This is a genomic window from Moraxella pluranimalium (genome assembly GCF_002014825.1).
Classification (GTDB): domain Bacteria; phylum Pseudomonadota; class Gammaproteobacteria; order Pseudomonadales; family Moraxellaceae; genus Moraxella; species Moraxella pluranimalium.
This window is the reverse complement of record NZ_MUYU01000010.1, coordinates 1-3797: the sequence shown is the minus strand read 5'-3', so window position 1 is coordinate 3797 and position 3797 is coordinate 1. Positions and strand designations below refer to the sequence as shown.

Annotated in this window: 4 protein-coding genes and 1 tRNA gene; all 5 read left to right on the top strand. The window is 40.3% G+C overall.

Going from position 1 to position 3797, the window contains the following annotated elements:
- Nucleotides 1-38 precede the first annotated feature (38 nt).
- The 5 genes from B0680_RS04745 to B0680_RS10805 all read left to right on the top strand — a co-directional run bounded on the left by B0680_RS04745 (nucleotide 39) and on the right by B0680_RS10805 (nucleotide 3784).
- Nucleotides 39-671, top strand: coding sequence for a restriction endonuclease subunit S (locus B0680_RS04745; protein WP_078253923.1), 633 nt, complete (start codon nucleotides 39-41; stop codon nucleotides 669-671).
- A complete protein-coding gene (locus tag B0680_RS04740; protein WP_228143754.1) occupies nucleotides 602-1624 on the top strand; it encodes a restriction endonuclease subunit S in 1023 nt (340 codons plus the stop codon). The genes B0680_RS04745 and B0680_RS04740 overlap by 70 nt, the downstream gene beginning before the upstream one ends.
- A 178-nt stretch (nucleotides 1625-1802) precedes the next feature.
- Nucleotides 1803-3272 (top strand): aminotransferase class III-fold pyridoxal phosphate-dependent enzyme, encoded by a 1470-nt coding sequence (locus B0680_RS04735; protein WP_078253921.1) that lies wholly within the window; start codon nucleotides 1803-1805, stop codon nucleotides 3270-3272.
- Nucleotides 3273-3460: 188 nt separating this feature from the next.
- Nucleotides 3461-3537: transfer RNA gene (locus B0680_RS04730), tRNA-Pro, on the top strand.
- Nucleotides 3538-3622: 85 nt separating this feature from the next.
- The gene (locus B0680_RS10805) at nucleotides 3623-3784 is read left to right on the top strand and encodes a hypothetical protein (protein ID WP_158078298.1); all 162 of its coding nucleotides are present in this window, start codon (nucleotides 3623-3625) and stop codon (nucleotides 3782-3784) included.
- Nucleotides 3785-3797 lie beyond the last annotated feature (13 nt).

Here is a 3797-nt window from a genome sequence, read left to right as displayed (position 1 = left end):
TTAGTGTACCACTACATTTGGCTTAGGAGAAAATAAAGATGACTAAATTAAGTTTAGCAGATAGAGAGTGGAAAGAATTTTATTTCTCCGAAATATTCTCAAAAATTCAGCGTGGAAAAAGATTAACAAAAGAAAATCAAAAATGCGGTGCAACCCCGTACATTTCTTCATCATCTGCAAATAATGGTGTAGATAACTTTATATCAAATAATGACAATGTACGCAAATTTAACCATTGCTTGACCTTGGCAAATAGCGGTAGTGTTGGTTCAACATTTTTTCAAAACTATGAGTTTGTGGCAAGCGACCATGTTACTGCCCTAATTTTAAAACAACCAAATAAATATATTTATCTTTTTTTAGCAAATCAAATTCAAAGAATTAAAGATAAATATTCTTTTAATCGTGAAATCAATGATAAGAGAATTAAACGAGAAAAAATTATTTTACCTATAAATCATCAAGGCAATCCTGATTGGCAATTTATGGAAGATTATATCAAACAACTTGAACAAGAAAAAATTCAAGAAATCGTGAATTATTATCAAAATAAATTATTAGGTTGTTTAATTAATAATCAAACAGGGGGGGTAAAACCTATATTAAAAAATGGGCTAATTTTAAAATTGAAGAACTTTTTTCTTTTGAAAATAAACCATCAAAAGGATTAAATCATTTAGATAAATGCGAAAATGGTGGTATCAATTATATTGGTGCTACCAATCGTAATAATGGCGTATTAGACTATGTAAAACCTTATCCGAATCTAATTTATCGTGGTAATGCCATCGCCTTTATCCGAAACGGTGAAGGTGCAATGGGATATTCTATTTACAAAAAAGAAGATTTTATTGCAACACAAGATATTTCTGTAGGTTACAATAAAAATTTAACAGAATATAGCGGATTATTTATTACAACCATTGCCGATAGGGTGCGTGGAAAATATAATTTTGGTTATAAACGCAATCAAAGCCGTTTAAATAATGAGATTTTAAGATTACCCATTGATGAACAAGGTAATCCTGATTGGAAATTTATGGAAGAATATATCAAATCGATTGAATATGATAAAGTTCAAGCCATTTTACAACACTTAAACGATAATCATTCACAGCACAGCACAGCACAAAGATTATGGGCAGAATTTAGTTTAAGTCAAATTTTTAATATAAAATCAGGGGTACGTTTAACCAAACAAGATATGATTAATGGCGATATTCCATTTATTGGAGCGACCGAATTTGATAATGGTATTACTGCTTTTGTCAGCAATCATAATACCAGTTTGGATAAAAATATTTTGGGTATCAATTATAATGGTAGTGTTGGCTATGGATTTTATCACCCTTATACTTGTCTTTTTTCTGATGATGTCAAACGCTTGGAATTAAAAGACAAATCCCATGCCAACACTTGGGTTTATTTATTTTTAAAGACAGTCATTTTGCAACAAAAACAAAAATATCAATATGGTTATAAATTCAATGCTCAAAGAATGAATAAACAAAAAATCCTACTGCCCATCACACCCAATCACGAACCTGATTGGGCATATATGGAACATAGCATGAAACTTATTGAAATCCGTAAAATTTTAGAGATTATTGAGCGACTACAATAGATTGATACCATCCATCCAAAATCCAACCAACAATCTAAGAATTTTTGGCATTACAGCATAACAAATTTTCCGACCCAAAAGCTGTCTTTGGTTATATTTCATGATACACTGACAAAAAGTTTGGAGATAAATTCCAAATATTTTAATAGATAACCTAGACAGCCAAGGAGTGGAGATTATGTCAGTATTACATGATTTAGCCGTGTTGCGTTCGCATGGGGGTATGCTCTGCACAGGACTAGATGATGCAAGCATTGAGCGATTTGCAAGCTGTGCACCCGAACTCACCCAAGCCATCAATGATGCGCTCACTCGCTATCAAGACATCAAAGCCCATTATCCTGAGTTGCTCGCACTGGATGAGCAGGCGCAGATTGACGCTATCCAAGACGGCTTTGTCAATTTTTATGCCAGTGATTCTGTCAATCCCTATGTCGCCCTATCTGCTTGTGGCTCGTGGATTGTCACGCTCAAAGGCGCTGTGCTGTATGACACCGGTGGCTATGGGATGCTTGGCTTTGGGCATACGCCTGATGCCGTCATCCAAGCGATGGCAAAACCACAAGTCACCGCCAATATCATGACACCAAATCTCGCCCAATATCGGCTTATCCAAGCACTCAAGCAGGAAATTGGACAAACCCAAAATGGCTGTCCTTATACTGGCTTTATGTGCCTAAACTCAGGCTCAGAAGCGGTCGGACTTGCCACACGCATCATCGATGCCCATGCCAAACGCCAAACCGACGCAGGAGCACGCCATGCTGGTAAGATCATCAAGCGTCTGACCATCAAAGGCTCATTTCACGGACGCACCGACCGCCCTGCTCTGTACTCAAACTCAAGCCGTGCTAGCTATGACAAATATCTGGCCAGCTACAAAGATGAAGACAGCGTCATCACCGTCGCACCGTATGACATCGATGCACTCAAGGCGGTCTTTGTCGATGCTGATGCCAACGGCTGGTTCATCGAAGCGATGCTGATGGAGCCTGTGATGGGCGAAGGCAACCCAGGGCGTAGTGTGCCACGAGCGTTTTATGATGCTGCACGAGCCTTGACCCGTGAGCATGGCAGTCTGCTACTCATCGACTCAATCCAAGCAGGTCTGCGTACCACAGGCTATCTGTCGATTGTGGATTCGCCTGAATTTGAGGGCATTGAACCACCTGATTTTGAGACCTATTCAAAGGCCATCAACGCAGGGCAATTCCCCTTATCCATCCTAGCCATGACTGACTATGCCAGCGGTGAATATCAGCGTGGGCTATATGGCAATACCATGACCACCAACCCCCGTGCGCTGGATGTCGCCTGTGCGGTGCTTGATGGCATGACTGATGATGTGCGTGCCAATATCGTCCATCAAGGCAAACAGGCGATTGCTAAGCTTAACGCCCTGCAAGCCAAGCTTGGCGATGCCATCACCAATGTTCAAGGCACAGGGCTACTGTTCAGCTGTGAGCTACATCCACGCTACAAGGCTTATGGCACAGGCAGTGTCGAAGAGTGGCTACGCTTGCATGGTATTGGTGTCATTCATGGCGGTCAAAATGCCCTGCGCTTTACGCCACAGTTTGGCATCAGTGATGACGAGCTCGATTTGGTAATGGAGAAGCTTGAACAAGCCTTACAAGCGATGGCATAAACATCGTTTTGGCATTTTGTTAATCATTTCAATCATATCAAGACCAAGCCAATGTATCCGCTTGGTCTTTTTATTGAGATTGTCAATTATCCGTACCGATGTCAATTTATCAATCACTCAACGGCTACGCGCGAAAATCGCATAAAACCCTTGCTAATTTGGCAAAATCCGCTACAATATACGGCAATCGGGGTGTAGCGCAGCTTGGTAGCGCACTTGCATGGGGTGCAAGGGGTCGCGAGTTCAAATCCCGCCACTCCGACCATATTACATTTTCAGGGTGTTGCATTATGTGTAACACCCTTTGTTTTTCAAGGGTTTTAGCGGTTTTGTGGTATCTATGATACAGTATGCAACCATTGTCAACAATGAAAAATGTTGGTATCATCGTTGGTATCGGTTTTTGTGATACCAACAAAGGGGCTAAAATGCTGACTGATACCGCCATTAAAAAGCTGAAACCATCAGACAAGTGCACACATGGCAAAGTAGATAAATACACCGATGTGTAGTGGTACACTAATC

Excerpts from the sequence above, each read along its gene's own strand:
- B0680_RS10805 (WP_158078298.1), top strand. The coding sequence starts at position 3,623 with ATGCAACCATTGTCAACAATGAAAAATGTTGGTATCATCGTTGGTATC.
- B0680_RS04735 (WP_078253921.1), top strand. The coding sequence starts at position 1,803 with ATGTCAGTATTACATGATTTAGCCGTGTTGCGTTCGCATGGGGGTATG.
- B0680_RS04745 (WP_078253923.1), top strand. The coding sequence starts at position 39 with ATGACTAAATTAAGTTTAGCAGATAGAGAGTGGAAAGAATTTTATTTC.